Below are 18,415 nucleotides of genomic sequence, written 5' to 3'. Positions count from 1 at the left end.
TCTGCCTTTGTGGAATTCCACAAAGGCCTCTTTTCCACTTTTCTGATTTCCACATACTAACCTTTTCCAATCGCGTTTATACTTTAGGTAATACTTAAAAGAAACCATTGGAGGTATTTTAGATGAGAATAGGCATTCCGAAAGAAATCAAGAACAACGAAAACCGTGTAGCTATCACTCCCGCTGGTGTTATGGCATTAGCCAATGCCGGACATGAAGTTTTTATAGAAGTAAACGCAGGCTTAGGAAGCAGTTTCACCAATGAATCCTACCAGGAAGCCGGCGCCATCATGGTCGAAGATGCTGCAAGCGTTTGGGAAAGCACGGACATGATCATGAAGGTAAAAGAACCTATCCCATCTGAATATAAATATTTCCGTAAAGACTTGATTCTTTTCACATATCTTCACCTTGCCGCCGAACCGGAATTGGCAAAAGCATTAAAGGAAAATGGTGTATTGGCCATTGCCTATGAAACCGTTTCCGTAAATCGCACACTTCCATTATTAACGCCAATGAGCGAAGTCGCTGGACGCATGGCCTCACAAATCGGGGCTCAATTCCTTGAGAAAAACAACGGGGGTAAAGGTATCCTCCTAAGCGGTGTACCTGGTGTCAAACGCGGTAAAGTAGCGGTCATCGGGGGTGGTATGGTTGGAACGAATGCAGCCAAAATCGCCATCGGTCTGGGAGCGGATGTAACCATCCTTGACTTAAGTCCCGACCGTCTTCGCCAACTGGATGATATTTTTGGAAATCAGTTGACCACTCTCATTTCCAATCCATTCAATGTAGCGGAAGCCGTTAAAGATGCGGACCTAGTCATCGGGGCTGTCCTGATTCCAGGTGCAAAAGCTCCAAAACTTGTCACGGAAGAAATGGTCAAATCCATGTCGCCGGGATCAGTCATTGTCGATGTAGCCATTGACCAAGGCGGTATCTTTGAAACGGTTGACCATATCACAACACATGACAACCCTACTTACGTAAAACACGGAGTTGTCCACTATGCAGTGGCGAACATGCCTGGTGCGGTCCCTCAAACATCGACCACAGCGTTGACGAACGTAACCGTTCCTTACGCATTGCAAATTGCCAATAAGGGGGCTGTTAAAGCCATTCTTGAAAATGAAGCCCTTGCAAAAGGGGTAAACGTGGCCAACGGCGAAATCACGTTTGAGGCTGTTGCGACGGACCTTGGATATAATTACGTCAATGTAGTAAGTGCCTTGGATCAAAATAATATTAATGCCTAAAATGATAAGCTCCAGTGACGTTCATGACGTCCTGGAGCCTTTTCTGTATTTGTATTTTTCTACACGCACAAGAACATGATCATTTTCGACCCACCGTTATGTGTGATCAGTCTTCAAATACTTTGCCAGGATTCATGATGCCTTTCGGGTCCAAAGCCTGCTTGATCGTTTTCATCACTTCGTATGCAGTGCCATGCTCTCTCCGCTGATATTTTCTTTTCCCAAGTCCCACTCCATGTTCCCCCGTACACGTACCGCCTTTAGTTAGTGCGTATTCGACAATCTCCTCATTTATCCGCTTTGCTTCCACCACTTCCTCTGGGTTACTAAGATCCACCATGAACAAGACATGATAATTCCCATCACCCACGTGACCGACGATCGCACCTTCCACTTTCGATCGTTCGATCTTTTCCCTCGAATCCAAAATGGCATGAGACAATTCGTTCAAAGGCACGCTTACATCAGTCACCATCAATTTTTTGCCTGGTGCACTATGGATGAATGCATAAGCAAGATTATGGCGGGCTTCCCACAATTCGTTACGCGCTTTCGAATCCGTTTCAAACTGGATATCTTCACACCCTAAATCCCGGACAATTTCCTTTGCGAATGTCACATCCTGCTCAAGCCCGGCTGCATTCCCGTGAAACTCCAAGAATAATGTAGGTTTTACATCATAGGACTTATCCAAGAACTGATTTACCTTTTTCATAGATTCCGAGTCCACTAGCTCGATTCGTGCGATGGGAATGCCGGCAACCATGATGCCATTCACGGCTGCCACCGCAGCTTCGACGGTTGGAAATGTGGCCCTCCCCGCCATCGTCACTTCCGGGATCCCGTAGACCTTTAACGTTAATTCGGTAAATACCCCTAGCGTGCCTTCCGAACCGACAAATAAACCATTCAAGTGAATCCCGGATGAAGATTTTGCCGCTGAACTTCCAGTATGTATGATTTCCCCATTCGCAAGCACCACTTCCAAATCCCTAACCTGATCCCTCATGATCCCGTATTTAACAGAAGTCGTCCCACTTGCATTCGTTGCCGCCATCCCACCTAATGTTGCGTCGGCACCTGGGTCAACCGAGAAAAAGAGCCCGTATTTTTTCAGTTCTTTATTCAATTGTGTCCGTGTTACTCCCGGTTGGACCTTCACTAAAAAATCGCCTGCGCTGATTTCAAGCACCTTATTCATCAAGGATAAATCAAGTGAGATCCCTCCGTTTACAGGGACTACATGCCCTTCCAAACTCGACCCCAAACCAAAAGGAATGATTGGGATTCCTTGCTCATTGGCGTACCGTACGACAGCACTCGTTTCTAAGGCATTTCTCGGATAAACGACCACATCCGGTAACCTTGGCGCATGATACGATTCATCATGACTATGTTGTTCCAGTATCGTTTCATTCACGGATATTTGTCCTGCCGATAAAATGCTTCTTAATTGTTCAATATGTTCCTTCATGTCTTTTCCCCCTGTTTTTTAACTAAATATTCTGATTAAAGTTCCCAGGGAAGTTACCCATTTGTCAGGCAAATTCCCTTCTCTCAGTGATTGATTCCCTTTGTTTTATCCGTGCAGGCCTTCATCGCCTCCAAAACGCTTGCCCTGAACCGATTCTCTTCCAAAGTGGCAACGGCCGCAATCGTTGAACCACCCGGGGTACAGACATCATCCTTCAACGCTCCAGGATGCTTCTCCGTTTCAAGTACCATTTTAGCCGCGCCTAAAACAGCTTGGGCAGCCATCCGATAAGCTTGCTTCCTCGGGATACCATCACGTACACCGCCATCCGCGATGGCTTCGATGAACATGTACACATAGGCGGGTGAAGATCCACTGATTGCCGGCACCGCATCCATCAGGTGTTCTTGGATGAGCTCCGTTTTTCCAAAGCTGTTCAATAGTGTTGTGACTTCCCTTATGTCGGCAGTATCGATTTCATCATTCATGCTGATTACTGTCATGCCTTCCCCTACAAGTGATGGAGTGTTCGGCATCGTCCTTGCGACCTTCACCCGTTTTCCGATGCCCTCTTCGATTTGTGACGTGGTGATTCCAGCGGCCATCGTAACGATTACAACATCTTCTTTTATATAATCCTTCACTTCAGATAGCACCCGCTCGTGCATGGACGGTGGAATAGCAAGGAAAAGCATATCGGCAAATCCTGCCACTTCCTTATTGTCCAAACACCCTTGCACTCCATAATTTGAAGTGACTTTAGTCAAGGTCCCTACACTTGCCGTACTGACCATGATCATTTGTGAAGATACGACGCCCGAACGAAGCATGCCTCCCAGCATCGCCTCTCCCATTTTACCGCATCCAATGAATCCAATTTTTTTATTCATATTTCCCACTTCCAATCATAACTTCATTTAGTATCTTATTATAACGGATTCAGAAATGAGAAACATGCCCAAGACTTCCTAGTGTGTGTAAAAGAAAAATATCACGGGATCCATTCCTTTAAGATTCCATCCCAATCAAGTGATTTTTTTAGCGAAAAATATGGATTGACTATATAGTCAGAAAAAGTTTATAATTTTGGCCACTTAGTCAATATCTTACAATGGAGATTGAAATTTACAAGAAGGAGACGCGAAATGGACATGGAGAAAAAGTCAATCAATACCACGCTTATCTTGACCGGATTGATCATCGGGATGTTTTTCAGCTCATTGGAGCAAACAATTGTCGGTACAGCAATGCCGACGATCATCGGGGAATTGAATGGCTTCACCATCTTCGCTTGGGTGACGACCGCCTATTTAATTGCCTCCACCACCGTCGTTCCTATCGTCGGGAAATTATCGGATTTATATGGCAGGCGTTCCCTTTACCTGCTGGGAACTATCATCTTTACGATTGGCTCCTTTTTATGCGCCACCGCCACTTCAATGGAGCAGCTCATCATTTACCGTGGCCTTCAAGGAATCGGGGGCGGGATGATCATGCCCTTATCCCAGACCATTATCGGAGACATTTTCACAGCTGAACAGAGAGCTAAATGGCAAGGTGTTTTCGGGGCCATTTTTGGATTAAGCGCCGTTATCGGTCCATTTTTGGGTGGACTGATTGTAGACCATATTAGCTGGCATTGGATTTTCCTCATCAATGTACCAACCGGTTTATTATCAGCAGGAATGATTTACGTCGGATTAAAGCATGAAACCATCTTGAAAAAAGAGAACGTTCACATCGATTATCTAGGGATTTTCACCTTAATCCCTGGCATCGTGTTGCTTTTGTTGGGCTTGACCTTCGGAGGTGATAAGTTCGAGTGGATGTCGATCGACTCTATATCCATCTTTGGGAGCACCCTCGTTTTCCTTGCCCTTTTTGTGGTGTTTGAAAGAAGGGCCATTGAACCGATCCTGGATTTATCCCTATTTAAAAATAGGGTATTTGCCACCACGAACATTTTAGGGTTTCTACTGGGCCTTGGCATGTTCGGGGCCATCATGTTCGTTCCGCTTTTCATGCAGGGCGTGCTTGGCGTGTCACCGACTAAAGCGGGTTCGACCATGACCCCGATGATGATCGGCATGATTCTCGCCAGTATCGTCGGCGGCCGGCTGCTGTTAACCTTCCGCTTTCGTACGGTGCTTACCTCCGGAATGTTTTTTGCAACGCTTGGATTCATCCTCATGAGTACGATGGATGGTGAAACCAATATCCTGACCGCCTTTATTTTCATGGCAGTCCTTGGAGTGGGAATGGGGCTAGTCATGCCGACGTTGATGATTGCCGTTCAGAATGAATTCCCAAAGTCGCAGCTTGGTTCGGTCACCGCAGCCTCTACCTTCTTTCGTTCCATTGGCGGAACGATGGGGATTACGATCTTGAATGCCGTCATGAACCATCATCTTCAACAAAATATGGATGATGCCGTGCTGAGCGAAAAGAACCTTGTACTGCATGAAGCATTGAAGGGGCTAGCCAATCAGACAGATAAGCTATTCAATATCATGCTTTATCCTGAAAACCTGAAACTGCCGGAAGAAGCCCGCCAAGTCCTGATCAAGACGATTGAACATGCTTGGATCGATGCCTTTTCCAGTGTCTTCATTACCGGTGTCTTTTTTATTTTTGCCGGAATATTAGTCGCTCTTTCCGTGGGGCCGGGTAAAATCAAGCGGGATCAGGAAATGCAAAGCGATAGGAGCCTATAAGCTAATGGATCGGCTGCATGCGTAGTCGATTTTTTCATTTTGTATCCTGAGGTTTCTTTTTCTTCGATAAGGGAATTTTAACTGTAACCTACTTATTGGAGTGATACGATGCAAAAAGAACCTACCATCCCATCCATTTTGCCACCGGAATTTTACAACCAGCCGACGATTGAGCTGGCCCAATCCCTTTTGGGTTGCCTGCTTGTGAAAGAGACCCCGGAAGGAACGGCTGCTGGTTTTATCGTCGAAACCGAAGCCTATATGGGGGCCATAGACAGGGCAGCTCATAGCTTTGGCAATAGAAGGACGAAGCGGACGGAAGTTATGTTCGGTGAGTCCGGCATGATTTATACATATTCCATGCATACCCATACCCTTGTGAATGTCGTGAGTGGCGGTCCCGAAATTCCGGAAGCCATCTTGATTCGGGCAGTGGAGCCCTATGTGGGAGTGGAATTAATGCATGAAAGGCGTGGTCTTCCTGATGTCCGCAAACTGACGAACGGACCCGGGAAGTTATCCAAGGCACTTGGCATCACGATGTCAGATTACGGACATATGTTTACAGAACCCCCACTTTATCTTGCTTCCGGCAAACGACCCGATCACATTTCAAGCGGACCCCGTATCGGCATCGGGAACTCGGGTGAAGCAAAAGACTATCCTTGGCGCTTTTGGGTGACCGGCAGTCCTTTTATTTCACGCTAGCATGTCAAAAGCGAATGCAGAGAAATTGCGGGTGAAAGCTAAGCTTTTAAAAACTTGAAATGTCCCGATTAGCACAAAAAACGGTACGGCACACATTTCTTTTCGCCTGCTGGCTTCCCCACGCTTTTTTTGCCTCTCTTACCCATTAAATAGCAGTCATTCTTTATTGAAAGAGACATTCTCAAGCAAAGCCAGTGTCTACCTGCTAAAAGTACATTGGCTAATCCCTTCCTCTTCCCTCCTCCTTTACCATTTATATCCCCATCCACCCATTCACCTCCCTTTTTTATTCCCAATGCGTTCAATTGACCGGTTTTCACTGTCTCAAGGAAATGTTTGTAAGGCAACCAGTCTTTTAGACTAGCAATTCTTAAAATCCATGAAACTTTAGAACTCACAATTTAACATTTTTTTGAACAAAACCTCTTAAATATGTTATATTATGTCGAGACGTGCTTTAAATGGAAAAAATATCGGCTGAAATAAATGGAGGTGCCTTTCGAACAATCATAATCTTTGTTGCCATTTTTATAATAACGATCAATCCATAACTGACTGTTATTATTAGTCATTTTCTTTGTGCGTCCTTATAACTAAGGAGGTCACCCATTATGTTTAAAAAAATCCTACTACTTACAATGGCCGTATTCTTCATAACGACCACTTCACTCAGCCCTTCGCTTAAGGTCAATGCTGCAGAATCCAATGACACGGGAATAATCCATACAATAAAAAGTGCCAATGTCTATAAAGGGCCTGGTAAGGCTTATGGGACAACTGGCGGAAAAGTGCTAAAGGGTGAAATGGTTACCATCATAAAAACCTCAGGCGCCTGGACATACTTTCAAAGCAACGATGATTTTGGCTGGATTGCGTCCAAATATGTACAGTCTTCTTTTGGCGAAGCTGTTCTGACAAACGGAAAAGCGTCTTATAATCTATATAAAGGACCAGCCAAGAGCTATGGAAAAGGCGGTTCCGCTTTAGCGGGCACTACCGCGATCCTATTCGAGAAGTCCGGATCTTGGCGTCATATTTACGTTAATGGTCAGGAAGCATGGGTAGCTGAGAAATACATTCAGCCTACATACGGTGTAGGAAAGGTCAAAGCTAGTTATGTCAATCTATATAATGGAGCCGGCAAGAAATACGGTACCTCTGGAAAACTGAGCAACGGTAGTGTTGTCGCTTATGCAGAAGTGAAAAATAGTTGGCGTCATGTGTTTCTAAATGGAAAGAGCTATTGGATTTGGAACGCACATTTAACTAATACCGATTATGACACCGTTTCTCAACAAGGCGTCATTGCGAAAAGTTATGCCAACCTATACAAAGGACCAGCCAAAAGCTCTGGAGCTAAGGCAAAAATCAATAACGGCACATCTGTTGTTTCATTAGCGACAATGGGGAATTGGACATATGTACAGACGGTATCCAAGGAAGGATGGATATGGACCGACTTTCTCGTAGATACTACTTCCACTGCAAAAATCACTGGAATCAGTTCAACCAAAATCTATAAATCGGCTAACAAGAGCAGTGGTACAACTGGTTCAGCCCTTGCAAAAAATAAAATGGTAGCCATTTCAGAGCAGAATAATGGCTGGCGTTCCATACAAAGCAGCAGTACAACTGGTTGGATCGAAGAGAAATACCTGAATGAGACGATGAAAACCTCATCCAAATCAGAAGGCATTTCTCAAACAACATCTAAGGTAGATGTCTACATCTCTGCAACCACATCTTTGGGGTCGATTGGTTCCATCCCAAAAGGGTCGACTGTGACCTACTTTGGAAAGAAAAATGGCTGGACTTACATCCAGGCTGGTAATCTTCAAGGCTGGGTTGAGGATGAAGCCCTCTCCTCCATCTCCCAATTAGGTGGGCTTACCATCATTATCGATCCTGGTCATGGCGGTACGGACCCCGGTGCAGTGGGTAATGGTCTGAAAGAAGCCGAACTCACTCTAGATATAAGTGAGAGAGCTCAAAAATTATTTGATAAAACGCCCATCCAAACAATCATGACCAGAACTGCAAAGACAAGTAGCGTTACGGCAAATGACAACAAAATAACAACCAGCCAATCCCTGCAAAAACGCATGGACTTTGCTTCAGCGAACAAGAAATCAGATGATGATGTCTTTGTCAGCGTCCATATTAATGCCGGCGGCGGGACTGGCGGCGAAACGTACTATTATAGTTCGTATAGCAGGGCTACGGTCAATCCATACAATGCCGATAGCAAACTTCTAGCTCAAAAAATCCAGGCTAGATTAATAGATTATATGGACTTTAAAAATAGAGGGACAAAAGAAGCTAACTTCTATGTTCTAAAATACAATTCCATGCCAGCAACGCTTGTAGAAGCAGGTTTCATCGATAATGCAAGCGATGCAGCGAAACTGAAACAAACTTATTACAAACAACAGGCTGCCAAAGCGATCTATCAAGGTACACTTGATTATTACAAAGCAAAAGGTTTCAACGTCGACGCTTATAATCTGTAAATGATCAACCGGCCCGGACTCATGGACATTCACATGTTCATCGTCCGGGTTTCTTTCTATCCATTTTGTTTTCTTCCCCATCCTAAAGGAGGTGTTTCTATTAACAAAACGTTATGGCTCATTCCTTTATTCTTTCTCCTCCACAACTCGGAAGAATCATTAAGTATGACCGAATACTTAACAAAACACTTTCATATACCTTTTTCAGTCAATCTCAATTCATCCTTGCCGCTTCTATCTTGACTGTTCTAGTATTCCTCATCATTTGTCTTTATCAGATTCAGGTCTTATCATCCATTCATTGGGTCATCTTCACACAGGGTGCCATTTTCTTCAATGCGGTACAGCATCTTGCTTTATTCTTTTACTTTGGCTCGTATAATCCAGGAGCTATTACAGCCTTTTTCATCTGTCTCTTTTCTATGATTCTGCTTGCACACGTATTAAAAAATAAGGTAGGCCGAGTATGGAGTTTGTGCATAACGCTTACTGGAAGCCTACTTTCCTACCCCCTGATCATCTGGCTTATGCTTCGTTTAGCTGGATTTTTCACATGAAAAATAAGAGGCCCCCATCAAGAAGGCCTCTTTGTTTTCATTATTTATTGGATACCCCTGCTGATTCAAATGTTGCCATTTCTTTTACGACCAACGTCGCTGCCTGAAGAATGGGAAATGCAACCGCAGCACCGGTTCCTTCCCCAATTCTCATGTCCAATTGGAGAATCGGCTCTTTACCAAGCCATTCTATGGCCGTTCTGTGGCCGGGTTCTGCCGATTGATGGCCAACGAACATATAATCAGCGCAACGATTCGAAATCAAGTTTGCAATCACACCAGCCGTTGTCGTAATGAACCCATCAAGCAAAATCGGTATTCGTTTGTTGGCTGCTGCAAGCATCGCCCCTGCCATACCGGCAATCTCGAGTCCACCGATTTTCATTAAAATATCGATTGGATCTTTCGGATTAGGATTTCTTAACGAAATGGCCTCTTCAATGATTCTTTGTTTATGTATGATTCCTTCACTTTTCAGGCCGGTCCCCTGACCCACTAGCGATTCCACGCTTTTTCCACTAACGACCGAGATGATGGCAGAACTCGCTGTCGTATTGCCAATTCCCATTTCGCCAAGGATCAGACATTTCGCACCTTGCTCGATCATGGCCTCTGCCCGTTCATACCCTACTTCAAGCGCTTGGTTTACTTCTTCTAGCGTCATCGCGTCCTCTTTATAAAAGTTTCGAGTTCCGCGACGAACTTTCCTTGACGTCAATTCAGGGGCTTCAATATCCGCATCAATCCCGATATCAACAATGTCAAAGTAAGCGGATATCGCACGGCTGAATACATTGATTGCCGCTCCGTTATTAAGGAAATTGAGCGCCATTTGTTCGGTCACTTCTTTTGGATAAGCGGATACCCCTTCATCCGTAATCCCATGATCTGCCGCAAACACGATCACGCCAGGTTTAGACACCTCCGGAAAGGCCTCGCCTGTCATCTTCGCCAGTTCGATAACCAATTCCTCAAGCCTTCCCAAACTTCCCTGCGGAACAGTCAGCGAATCCACGTACCCTTTCACTTGCCTTCCCATCTCTTCATCCAACTCTGGGATGGATAGAGTGGCTAGCCCATTCTTCATCATTCAAAAAACCTCCACATATCAAATAAAAGACCTTACCCAATGGAAAAGCCCTTTACCTATCATCTTCTAAAAGTTCGAATTAGTCTATACTATCAATAGGATTCTTTTTAACCAACAAAATATCATGTCATTGAGGGGCACCCAGTTCATTCAAAGGGAAGAAACGAAACTCCACTTTCCCTACAAGTGAATCTTCGCGGATGACACCGAACCTTCTGCTATCCCAACTATGCCTGCGATTATCTCCCATTACGAATAAAGTCCCTTTTGGAACTTTCACGTCGAAATTCTCAGTCAAGTTTTCATCAGATTGGATTTCCTCTTTTTTTGATTCCACATATGGTTCCTTATATTGTTTCCCATTTATGTAAAGCACGTCATCCTTCATTTCCACACTATCGCCCGCAAGTCCGATGACTCTTTTAATATAATCTTTTTCTGCATCCGGAGCGTGAAATACAACCATATCAAAATGCTCGATGTTTCCGACTTTCGTAACGACAATCCGGTCATTATTTTCGTAAGTGGGCTCCATGGACTCACCTTTTACAGTCACTGGAACAAATAAAAACTGACGACAAATGAAAACGACGATTAATGCAATAAGTACCGATTTTACCCAAGAAAAAAGTTCTTTTTTCATGAAATCCCCTTTCTCTCCAAAATATTAGTCATTAAAAATATTTTACTAAACTGGTTTATTTTTGTATATACCAAGTGTGATAAGCTAAGGATTTTTGTTCCGATATTCATTGTTTGGAATATGGTACACTTAAAAACGAAGAAATTAAACGGTAGGAAGTGGATGGATGTCGCTGCAGTCAATCAATACATATTTAAATAGAGCCATGCCATTCATCACACCGATAAGCGTTGTCATCGGTGTCTTGTTGGCCGAACGGCTAACCGATTATACATTTTTGGTTCCATGGATTTTTGCTTTCATTACCTTTACAGGTAGCCTAGGCTCCAATTTCAAATCCTTGAAACGAGCAATCTATCATCCTTTACCCATTTTCATAGTATTAATGATCCTGCATATCCTCATGCCGATTTGGGCCTGGGCCCTCGGGCACCTGGTGTTTCAAGGGGACGCTTTCACGATTACCGGATTGGTCCTTGGTGTCGTCATTCCAACCGGAGTCACCAGCATCATCTGGATCACCATTTATAAAGGGAATGCCGCGCTTGCTTTGACGATTATCCTTATCGACACCCTTCTTTCCCCCTTCATTGTGCCTTATAGCGTTTCACTTTTTGGGGGAGGCACGATTGAAATGGAGATATGGCCCATGGTGAAAGGCCTGATCGGGATGATCGTTATACCTTCGATGCTTGCGATGTTCTTGAACCAGGCCACAAAAGGGAAAATAAAAGAGGGGCTTGCCCCCCGTCTGGCTCCTTTTTCCAAACTAAGCGTAGGGATTGTCGTAATCTTGAACAGTTCAAAAATCGCACCCTACCTGACCCATTTCAACGAGAAACTACTGGTCATGGCACTCTTGGTACTCTTCATCGCCGCTTCAGGCTATGCATTTTCCTGGTGGATTGGTAAACTACTACACTGGGAAAAAGAAGACGTCATTACCTTGACCTTTACCGGGGGGATGCGCAATATCAGTGCCGGTGCAGTCCTTGCCACCACCTATTTCCCTGCAGCCGTTGCCGTGCCCGTGATTCTCGGGATGCTCTTTCAACAAATGCTTGCATCCGTTTTCGGCTATTTCCTTGATAAGTATTACCATCGAAGGGTAAACGAGGCATAGATTTTTTATCTCTTGAATGGAGACATTCGAGCAAAGCATATGAGCGTCTCTTTTCCCTTTCAATAAAATAACAATTATACTATTAATGAAGAATCAGCTCGTGCAAATAAATAATAGGAGGTTTTATGATGAAAGTTGTTGCCATCGTTGGAAGCATTCGAAAGGAATCTTATAACCTGAAACTCGCTAAATACATTCAAAAGCGGTATCAAGATAAATTCGAACTTGAAATCTTGAACATTCGGGATCTACCATTTTTCGACCAGGATATCGAAAACGACCCGCCAGTCGTTGTGAAAGAGTTTAAAAACAAAGTGGCCCATGCGGATGCGGTCTTGTGGGTGACCCCTGAATACAACGGGACAGTGCCAGGCGTGTTAGTCAATGCGATTGATTGGATGTCTCGTGTGGATAAAGTCTTGATTGGTAAACCATCGTGGATCGTCGGGGCTTCCATGGGGAATTTGGGGACGGTTAAGGCCCAATTGCATTTACGGGATATCTTATTTGCCGCAGGCGTCTCGTCTCCGCTTCTTCCTGGAAATGAAGTGCATGTAGGGGCCGTGCATGAAAAAGTCGATCAAGAAGGCAACCTGACCCATGAACCGACTGTACAGTTTTTGGATATGGTCGTCGAAAATTTCATTACTTGGTTTAACCATCATAATCGGTAATACTCAGCCTGAAAATCCCAGTAGTCTTCATTTTACTGGGATTTTTTTGTATTTGTTATATATCACTCACTTCTTCATTCTGTACGATAAGGGAGCCTGGTACTCTTTTTTTTAGCTGAATTAACGCCACATCATCATTGATTCCTTTTAGAGAAGCCTTGAATGGAATTATCTCAAACCTTTCGAGCCCCATGATGATTGCTTGCATTTTTTCATTTTGAAGGGCATCCTCACTAAGCACTAAATCATGACCGGCGCTTTGACCTTGTACGCGTGCAGCCATATTCACAGTCCTTCCAAAGTAATCCAATCGATCATTCGAATTCACGGCAATCGCTGGGCCACTATATAAACCTAGTTTCAAGACAATGGGATCACCTACCGTGGCATTGAACTCTGACACATGTTCTTGTATTTGAATGGCGGCTTTCAGGGCATCCTCCGGCAGATGAAATACCGCCATCACGGCATCTCCGATTGTCTTGACGACACCCCCGGAATTCTTTGAAATCCAATGGCTCAGAAATTCGAAATGCCTGCGAACCTGCCCGTAGGCGTCTGCATCCCCTATGCTTTCGTATAAGGATGTCGATCCTTGAAGGTCGCTAAATAAAATGGTCACGCTCTCGATGCCAACCTGCTGCCCGGGGGATAATACTTCAGACGAAAACAGGTCCCGGAATTCCTGCAAAGAGGTGACCCAAGCAGCTGTTACGACTTCTTGGTTCCATTCGGCTTTTTCCATGACAACGACGATATCCGACGAACTTTCATTGGATATCATCATTTCATCGTTCTTTAGATTATATTGTTCTCCGCTTCTATGCCAACCGTTGTCCTCATATGTATAGGCCATCCCCTTAATATTTTCATCTTCCGGCCATTCATCGAATGTAACAATATGATTCGCCTGCAACACGCGTATCCTCATTTTCACAAAACCATCGGGAAGAGGGAAGGCAAAGGAATCCCCCTTTTGTATTACCCTTTGCATGTGTACATGCGGGGTGATCATCGGCCCGCCTACACAAAAAACCAGGTCATATGCTTTCCTTATGGATGGATGCACGGAAAAATTCAGTTCCACATATTTACCGAAGTCCGCGTTATAGTCAATTCCGCATAAATCACAATGAAATTGACCTTTCAGCTTTGATAAAGTCGTATATTCCACCTTGGAGACACGGCAATTCGGGCAAATCAGGTTCCAGCTTAAATTTAAGAGGCCCGCTTTTGTTGCGTAGAGAAAAAGACGCAAGACCTCTAGTGGCTCCGCTCCCCATTCGCTTGCAACTTTATAAGGATTCATCTTGACTACATCATTGCTTTCGCCATCCCTCAATAATCCATGCAACTTTATCCTATAATCCGGGTTAACAGGTGCTTCATCAAGCAGCGTTTCTAAGCGATTCAATTCCTCAAGATTTACTTGTCCTACTGATTTTTTCTGATAGTGGATTTTTTCAATGGTACCGTTGGCCACTAGCATCTGCTCGTCCACATACCGGATCGTGTTTTTCATTGATTTGATTCCTATGAGGGGGATCGCCGCCAAACCCAATAGATTACGAGGAGTAAATTCACTCTTGATTGAGACCTTGCATCCATTTTCGTATATCGTTGATTCCAAAAATTCAAAAGTGGTTACCAACTTAGTAAAAGGACCTTTTTCGTATATGCGTTCAAAGGTATATTGTTCATTTTTCACCCACTGAAAGGGATATTCCTTCCACAAGATATCGACGAATCCAGCTACCTTTGCTATTGCATCTCGATAAAAAATCCCACCTTGCTTGTTTTCCACTTTACCGAATTCGACAGGGAATAAACCAATGAACCGGTTTAAGCGATCATTGTCCCCCAACACCTTCCAAACGAAGGACCTAGATAAAGGAAAATCTTTTTCGATGCTATATTTTCTTATAAAACGTTCCATTCCCTGTTCCCCCTTTATGAAAGATAAATCGCTATGGCCAGTAGAATGATATGGAAGATTTCATCGACCATGATCGATAACCAACCCTGGATCTTCATCGGCCATTTGGATATTCCTCCCCCAGAAAGAGACGAAGGTTTGCCGATCCAATACGATATGTCCGAAATAGATGACTGTGAGCCCCCAAAGTAAGATTCCTCCTGCCAATAGACCGAATAAAAAAACGATGAAGTAAGACAGTCACATGCGTGAATAGAGGAATCCACTTTGTGGCTTTGTTGCTAGCCATCCACCGGGTCTGAAACAGAAAGTCCCCCCACGAAATGCCCAATCAGCATGAAATCAAATGGATTCATTTACCTTCCCTCCAATGCATGTCCCTCTTCTATCGTTATGTATTTCCGCTCTTCCAAGGCGGTCAGAAAAGCAATAACCAATGCTTCATCGAAATGTGTATCCTTGCATGTCATCAGCTCTTTTGCCGCTTCATGGTAACTAAGTCCCTTGTTATATGGTCGATCCGTCGTCATCGCATCGAATGTATCGGCAATTCCGACGATTTTCGCAAAGAGAGGGATTTCCTTTCCTGCCAATTGATCAGGGTATCCACTTCCATTCAGCCTTTCATGATGGTATCTTGCCGTTTCCACCGCATTCATGATTGTTCTTTTTGGCTCCATGGTCGACAAAATATCCGCGCCGATTTCAGGATGCTTTTTTATGATCTCGTATTCTTCATTCGAAAGTTTAGTAGGCTTTCGTAGAATTTCATCGGGGATACCGATTTTCCCAATGTCATGAAGCAAGGCCGCTTTATACAATTCCTCACATGTTTTGGTATCCAAGCCGATTTTTAGAGCCATCCATTTAGAATAAGTGGCCACCCTTTCCGAGTGACCGGCAGTATATGGGTCTCTCTTATCCAGGGTTTTGGCAAGCGTGCGGATCATGCTTAGATTAATATTTTGAATTTCCTCGAACATTTGGCTATTGTACAGTGCCAATGCTGACTGGTTGGCTAAGACGAGGGCCATTTGGGCATCTTTCCTAGTGAAATTTTGGCCGTTCTTTTTATTAAGAAGCTGCATGGCACCAATCGCTTTCCCTTTTGCAATTAACGGAACCGTAAGCATGGACTTGGTGGTAAAACCGCTATCCTTGTCCACTCTCGGTGCCCAAGCCGGATCTGTTGATACATCAGAAATCAACTGTAGTTTTCCTGAACAAATCACTTTTCCGACGATTCCCTCATCCATTTTCAATTCTACTTTGAGAATGTTAGAGGAAGTCGGCCCATATACGGCAGTGGCTTTTATCACATCACGATCGGGATCTGTCACCCATAACGTACCTGCTTCTGCATCCAAAAGCTTGGCCATCTGGAGAATGATATTCTGAAAGACAACCTTCACATCTAAATCTGAATTCAACTCCTTGAAAGCATCTAAAAGATTTAATAATTCATTTTCCATATACCTAGTTTCTTCACTCATTTTTGATCCTTTCATCTGGCCGAATTTTCATTACATATATTAAAAGAGTGGATTTCACCTCTATATCTATGATTCTTCCCCTGATTTTCTCGATGACATTCTTCCTCCCAACGTCCATTCATTATCAATTTATTCCATGATATCGGCTGTTTATTGTTTTTATTTATCTATTCCCTGCCGAGCTTCGTACTTGAAAACAAACCGCTAATAGAAATGCCATCCCTATGAAGTGTAGGGATGGCGGAGCTGGACGTTTTTATAGTTTGAACGTTCCTAATAGTTCCTGTAAATCACTGGCCATCCTCGAAAGATTATTGGAGGCAGAAGCTATTTCTTCCATGGATGCCAATTGTTCTTCCGTGGCAGCTGCAACGTTTTGACTATGACCTGTTGCATTTCTTGCAATGGTCGTGATGCTCGTTAAATTTGTTAAAACCTCTTGAGCGCTATCTGACATTTGCTCGGAAGTTGCGACCATTTCTTCGATTTGATCACTCGAATCCCTAATCGAACCCAAGATGACTTTGAAACTTTCCTCTGTTTTCGAGACGATACCAAGCCCCTCTTTCACGTCCAATTTGACTTGGTTGATGGATTGATTGGATTTCATCATGTCTTCTTGAATTTCTTTAATAAGTTCAGCGATTTGAGTCGAAGAGTGCTGAGACTGTTCAGCCAGCTTACGGACCTCATCAGCGACCACGGCAAACCCTTTCCCATGTTCTCCTGCCCTAGCTGCTTCGATGGCCGCATTCAATGCTAACAGGTTCGTCTGATTCGCTATCTCTGTAATCGCTTTTGTTATTTCGCCTATTTCCTGAGACCTTTTATCCAGTGATTGAATCGCTTCTCCACTTTTATCAACTGATTGGGAAATCGTCTGAATCTGTAGCGCCGTTTTATCAACGAATTCGCCACCCAATTTCGCCTGCTCAGCGACATGTAATCCAGACTTCGCAATGGCATGGGAACTTTCTGCCATATGATGAATGGAAAGCGATACTTCCCCTAACTCCGTCGAACTCTCCTCAAGGCTTGCTGCAGAGCTGCCGGCTCCATCCGCTATCATTTGGATGGCACTGGAGATATCCGCCGTTGCCTTACTTGTTTGTTCAGCACTTGCTGTCAGCTCTTCTGACGAGGCAGCCACCTGATCGGATGTTTGGAATGCCCCCTTCATCATATTTCTAAGATTGCTTACCATTTCATTCATCGATTTGGCAAGAACCCCCACTTCATCTTTCGTATCAATATCCGATGTTTGGGTTAAATCTCCTTTTGAGATATCCACGACCAATTGCATGACCTTATTCAACGGTTTCGATATCACCTGAGAAATAAAATAGCCTAAAGCAATACTAAGCAATACTGAAAAAATGATAAGGATATATGTTGTGCTCTTAGTATGGGTGAAGGAATCATTGGCGCTTTTATAAGCATCACGGGCCAATTCATCCGTCATGATATTTAGCTCCTCAATCTTTATTTCCAATTGGTCGCCCTTCCCTTTGTTTTCTTTTAATGTTCGGAGGAATCCTTCTATATCATTCGCCTTCCCTAATGCCATATTCTTTTCCGTCAGGACATAAAAATCCGCCAGGGCTATCTTGTATTCTTCAACAAGGCTTCTTTCAGAAGCATTCATATTACTGCTTTCAAATTTCTTCGTTAATGCATCAATTTCGTCCATCTTTTCAAGGATTACCTGCTCACCCGCTTCTTTTTCTGCAGGCGTTTTTGCGACAAATGCCAAATTACGGACACCGATTCGAATATCTTGATACGCAACCTCAATTTCATTAAGATATTGCTGGGGCACAAGCTGGTCATGATACATGGATTCAAGATCATCGTTAGAATGACTTAGATTCGTTAATCCGTATATTCCGACAGCTCCTAGAATCATGCTCATTAACAAAAATGCCACAATCAATTTTACTTTTATCTTCAAGTTCCTATACATCTTCACTTTATTTCCCTCCGTATACTATTTTTATTCTTAAAACTCTTCCCTTTTAGGTATAAAGTCCTTCATTCTCTTCTTATATCGGCACTTCAAGAAATTAGTTAATGCAACCAGCACACTCACATTATAATTTTATTTATAACTGCTCCTAGGAAAAGACCATTACCCATCATTTCTTAGGAGAGTTTGTGAACGCTCACACAATAAACTTTGATGATTCAAAGCACTTTATAATATTTTCCTTATTATAAGCGGATTTAACTCCTTTACA

General features: G+C 43.6%; 13 protein-coding genes and 1 pseudogene. 7 read left to right on the top strand and 7 right to left on the bottom strand.

Going from position 1 to position 18,415, the window contains the following annotated elements:
- The first annotated feature begins 122 nt into the window (after positions 1-122).
- Entirely contained in the window at positions 123-1,256 is a 1,134-nt protein-coding gene (ald, locus tag ACIQXR_RS06995; RefSeq protein WP_402867523.1) for an alanine dehydrogenase, read from the top strand.
- Between the two features lie 106 nt (positions 1,257-1,362).
- Here ald and ACIQXR_RS06990 read toward each other — a convergent pair whose 3' ends face one another.
- Both ACIQXR_RS06990 and proC read right to left on the bottom strand, forming a co-directional pair.
- Complete coding sequence (locus tag ACIQXR_RS06990; protein ID WP_402867522.1) at positions 1,363-2,730, bottom strand: FAD-binding oxidoreductase; 1,368 nt, start codon at positions 2,728-2,730, stop codon at positions 1,363-1,365.
- 83 nt (positions 2,731-2,813) lie between these two features.
- Entirely contained in the window at positions 2,814-3,620 is an 807-nt protein-coding gene (proC, locus tag ACIQXR_RS06985; RefSeq protein WP_402867521.1) for a pyrroline-5-carboxylate reductase, read from the bottom strand.
- 255 nt (positions 3,621-3,875) lie between these two features.
- Here proC and ACIQXR_RS06980 point away from each other — a divergent pair, with 255 nt between their 5' ends.
- The 4 genes and pseudogenes from ACIQXR_RS06980 (at position 3,876) to ACIQXR_RS06965 (ending at position 9,219) form a co-directional block, all read left to right on the top strand.
- Positions 3,876-5,444 (top strand): MDR family MFS transporter, encoded by a 1,569-nt coding sequence (locus ACIQXR_RS06980; RefSeq protein ID WP_402867520.1) that lies wholly within the window; start codon positions 3,876-3,878, stop codon positions 5,442-5,444.
- A 108-nt stretch (positions 5,445-5,552) separates the two neighbouring features.
- Positions 5,553-6,152, top strand: coding sequence for a DNA-3-methyladenine glycosylase (locus ACIQXR_RS06975; protein WP_402867519.1), 600 nt, complete (start codon positions 5,553-5,555; stop codon positions 6,150-6,152).
- Positions 6,153-6,763: 611 nt separating this feature from the next.
- Complete coding sequence (locus tag ACIQXR_RS06970; protein WP_402867517.1) at positions 6,764-8,662, top strand: N-acetylmuramoyl-L-alanine amidase family protein; 1,899 nt, start codon at positions 6,764-6,766, stop codon at positions 8,660-8,662.
- Positions 8,663-8,695: 33 nt separating this feature from the next.
- A pseudogene (locus ACIQXR_RS06965) lies at positions 8,696-9,219 on the top strand (HXXEE domain-containing protein).
- A gap of 40 nt (positions 9,220-9,259) precedes the next feature.
- On the opposite strand, the gene cobT reads toward ACIQXR_RS06965, so the two are convergent.
- Positions 9,260-10,306 carry a nicotinate-nucleotide--dimethylbenzimidazole phosphoribosyltransferase gene (gene cobT, locus ACIQXR_RS06960; RefSeq protein WP_402868504.1) on the bottom strand — a complete coding sequence of 349 codons (1,047 nt, stop codon included), beginning with the start codon at positions 10,304-10,306 and terminating at the stop codon, positions 9,260-9,262.
- A gap of 130 nt (positions 10,307-10,436) precedes the next feature.
- Positions 10,437-10,952: a signal peptidase I gene (gene lepB, locus ACIQXR_RS06955; protein ID WP_402867516.1), complete on the bottom strand. Its 516-nt coding sequence runs from the start codon at positions 10,950-10,952 to the stop codon at positions 10,437-10,439.
- Between the two features lie 166 nt (positions 10,953-11,118).
- Between lepB and ACIQXR_RS06950 the strand changes: the two genes are divergently transcribed.
- The gene (locus tag ACIQXR_RS06950) at positions 11,119-12,075 is read left to right on the top strand and encodes a bile acid:sodium symporter family protein (RefSeq protein WP_402867515.1); all 957 of its coding nucleotides are present in this window, start codon (positions 11,119-11,121) and stop codon (positions 12,073-12,075) included.
- Between the two features lie 128 nt (positions 12,076-12,203).
- Complete coding sequence (locus ACIQXR_RS06945) at positions 12,204-12,749, top strand: NADPH-dependent FMN reductase (protein WP_403079772.1); 546 nt, start codon at positions 12,204-12,206, stop codon at positions 12,747-12,749.
- A gap of 55 nt (positions 12,750-12,804) precedes the next feature.
- Here ACIQXR_RS06945 and ACIQXR_RS06940 read toward each other — a convergent pair whose 3' ends face one another.
- From ACIQXR_RS06940 to ACIQXR_RS06930, 3 genes are all read right to left on the bottom strand, one after another.
- Positions 12,805-14,685: an adenylate/guanylate cyclase domain-containing protein gene (locus ACIQXR_RS06940; protein ID WP_402867513.1), complete on the bottom strand. Its 1,881-nt coding sequence runs from the start codon at positions 14,683-14,685 to the stop codon at positions 12,805-12,807.
- 356 nt (positions 14,686-15,041) lie between these two features.
- Complete coding sequence (locus ACIQXR_RS06935; protein WP_403079770.1) at positions 15,042-16,178, bottom strand: HD domain-containing phosphohydrolase; 1,137 nt, start codon at positions 16,176-16,178, stop codon at positions 15,042-15,044.
- A 256-nt stretch (positions 16,179-16,434) separates the two neighbouring features.
- Positions 16,435-18,141: a methyl-accepting chemotaxis protein gene (locus tag ACIQXR_RS06930; protein ID WP_403079849.1), complete on the bottom strand. Its 1,707-nt coding sequence runs from the start codon at positions 18,139-18,141 to the stop codon at positions 16,435-16,437.
- Between the last annotated feature and the right edge of the window lie 274 nt (positions 18,142-18,415).

The organism is Peribacillus sp. NPDC097224 (assembly GCF_044761985.1).
GTDB lineage: Bacteria > Bacillota > Bacilli > Bacillales > DSM-1321 > Peribacillus.
This window is presented reverse-complemented; position numbering and strand designations above follow the sequence as displayed.

What these genes read in the sequence shown, in the direction of transcription:
- ald (WP_402867523.1), top strand. Translation starts at nt 123, where the DNA reads ATGAGAATAGGCATTCCGAAAGAAATCAAGAACAACGAAAACCGTGTA.
- ACIQXR_RS06990 (WP_402867522.1), bottom strand. Translation starts at nt 2,730, where the DNA reads ATGAAGGAACATATTGAACAATTAAGAAGCATTTTATCGGCAGGACAA.
- proC (WP_402867521.1), bottom strand. Translation starts at nt 3,620, where the DNA reads ATGAATAAAAAAATTGGATTCATTGGATGCGGTAAAATGGGAGAGGCG.
- ACIQXR_RS06980 (WP_402867520.1), top strand. Translation starts at nt 3,876, where the DNA reads ATGGACATGGAGAAAAAGTCAATCAATACCACGCTTATCTTGACCGGA.
- ACIQXR_RS06975 (WP_402867519.1), top strand. Translation starts at nt 5,553, where the DNA reads ATGCAAAAAGAACCTACCATCCCATCCATTTTGCCACCGGAATTTTAC.
- ACIQXR_RS06970 (WP_402867517.1), top strand. Translation starts at nt 6,764, where the DNA reads ATGTTTAAAAAAATCCTACTACTTACAATGGCCGTATTCTTCATAACG.
- cobT (WP_402868504.1), bottom strand. Translation starts at nt 10,306, where the DNA reads ATGAAGAATGGGCTAGCCACTCTATCCATCCCAGAGTTGGATGAAGAG.
- lepB (WP_402867516.1), bottom strand. Translation starts at nt 10,952, where the DNA reads ATGAAAAAAGAACTTTTTTCTTGGGTAAAATCGGTACTTATTGCATTA.
- ACIQXR_RS06950 (WP_402867515.1), top strand. Translation starts at nt 11,119, where the DNA reads ATGTCGCTGCAGTCAATCAATACATATTTAAATAGAGCCATGCCATTC.
- ACIQXR_RS06945 (WP_403079772.1), top strand. Translation starts at nt 12,204, where the DNA reads ATGAAAGTTGTTGCCATCGTTGGAAGCATTCGAAAGGAATCTTATAAC.
- ACIQXR_RS06940 (WP_402867513.1), bottom strand. Translation starts at nt 14,685, where the DNA reads ATGGAACGTTTTATAAGAAAATATAGCATCGAAAAAGATTTTCCTTTA.
- ACIQXR_RS06935 (WP_403079770.1), bottom strand. Translation starts at nt 16,178, where the DNA reads ATGAGTGAAGAAACTAGGTATATGGAAAATGAATTATTAAATCTTTTA.
- ACIQXR_RS06930 (WP_403079849.1), bottom strand. Translation starts at nt 18,141, where the DNA reads ATGTATAGGAACTTGAAGATAAAAGTAAAATTGATTGTGGCATTTTTG.